Consider the following 1661-nt stretch of genomic DNA (forward strand, 5'->3'; position numbering starts at 1 on the left):
CGCCGAGCGCAGGAACCGCGTCGGGCGCAGGGCGAGCGCGTCGAGGGCGGTGCGAACCATGCAACGGACGCTACCGGGACGCCGCCCGCCGGACGGTAGTGCTGGGTATACCCCCGACTCTCGTCCTCGCGTGACTGTGCCCGGATCGCCGCGCCGGAACGCTGGTCGCCATGACCTCAGCACTCGAACTGCGCGGCGTCACCCGCGTCTTCGGCGCCGGCGACCGCGCGGTGACCGCCCTCGACCACGTCGATCTGTCCATCCCGCGCGGCAGCTGCACCGCGGTGATGGGCCCGTCCGGCTCCGGCAAGTCGACCCTGCTGCACTGCGCGGCCGGCCTGGACCGGGTCACCGGCGGCGACGTGGAGATCGGCGGCGTACCGCTCACCGGCCTCTCCGAGCGCCGCCTGACGCAGCTGCGGCGCTCCCGCGTCGGCTTCGTCTTCCAGGCCTTCAACCTGGTCCCCGCGCTGACCGCGGCGCAGAACGTGGCCCTGCCGATGCGCCTGGCCGGCCGCCGTCCCGCGCCGGGGGAGGTGAGCGCGATGCTCGGCGAGGTGGGTCTCGCGGACCGCGCGGAGCATCGGCCCTCCGAGCTCTCCGGCGGTCAGCAGCAGCGGGTGGCGATCGCCCGCGCCCTGGTCAGCAGGCCGGCTGTGCTGTTCGCGGACGAGCCGACCGGCGCGCTGGACGCCGCTTCCGGCCGGGAGGTCCTGCGGCTGCTGCGGGCGGCGGTGGACCGGCACGGGCAGACCGTGGTGATGGTGACGCACGACCCGTTCGCCGCGGCACACGCCGACCGGGTGGTCTTCCTCCGCGACGGTCGTGTGGTCTCCACATCGGAGGGACCGCTGGCCGCGCAGGAGATCGCGGTTCGGACGGCGGCTCTCGAGGACCGGGCGGGGGTCCTGCGATGAGCCTCGCGTGGCGGATGGTGCGGCATCGGTTCGCCGGCTTCGCCGGCACGTTCCTCGCGATCGTGGCGGGGGTCGCGGTCGTCTGCGGCGCCGTCACCCTCTGGGCGTCGTCCCAGCCACAGACCCCCGCCAGGTACGCGCACAGCGCCGTGCTCGTGCAGTCACCGGAGTCCGGTGTGGACGACGCCGGCCGACCGTCCCGCCGCGCGTGGACCGCCGGCGAGGCCCGCGCGCTGGCGGCGGAACTCGACGACCTTCCCGGCGTGACCACGGCCGTCCCGGACCCGGCGTTCTACGTGCAACGGCTCGTGTCCGGCCGCCCGGCCGGAGACCCGGAGCGTCGCGACGACGGGCACGCGTTCTCCTCGGCGGCGCTCGGCGGATACCGCCTCACCGCGGGCCGCCCGCCGGCCCGCCCCGGCGAGGTCGCCCTGGACGGCCTGCCACCGGGCGCCCGCGTCGACGTCCTGACCGCGGCCGGCCCGGCCACCTGGACGGTCACCGGAACGATGGCCGGTCCCGGCTTCTACGTCGCCGACGCGGTGGCGGCCCGGATGTCCGCCGGGGTTCGGATGATCGGCCTGGTCGTCGACGGCGATGCGACGCCGGTCGCCGCGGCGGCCTCGGCCCGGGGCGGGCCTGACGCCGTGCGCCGCGGCGTCGGGCGGGCCGCCGCCGAGCCGGAGGGCGTGAGCCGGATCCGGTGGTTCGGCGCCCCGCTCAAGATCGCGATGGTCGCCCGCG

Annotated in this window: 1 protein-coding gene and 1 pseudogene; both read left to right on the forward strand. The window is 76.5% G+C overall.

Features of this window, described 5'->3' with window-relative positions; genetic code table 11:
* Nucleotides 1-170 precede the first annotated feature (170 nt).
* Nucleotides 171-917: an ABC transporter ATP-binding protein gene (locus tag AB0M20_RS42210; RefSeq protein ID WP_364307013.1), complete on the forward strand. Its 747-nt coding sequence runs from the start codon at nucleotides 171-173 to the stop codon at nucleotides 915-917.
* Nucleotides 914-1661 (forward strand): annotated as a pseudogene (locus AB0M20_RS42215) (ABC transporter permease); the annotation flags it as partial. The gene AB0M20_RS42210 and the pseudogene AB0M20_RS42215, both read left to right, overlap by 4 nt.

Source organism: Actinoplanes sp. NPDC051633, from assembly GCF_040681735.1.
Classification (GTDB): Bacteria; Actinomycetota; Actinomycetes; order Mycobacteriales; family Micromonosporaceae; genus Actinoplanes.

What these genes read in the sequence shown, in the direction of transcription:
- AB0M20_RS42210 (WP_364307013.1), top strand. Translation starts at nt 171, where the DNA reads ATGACCTCAGCACTCGAACTGCGCGGCGTCACCCGCGTCTTCGGCGCC.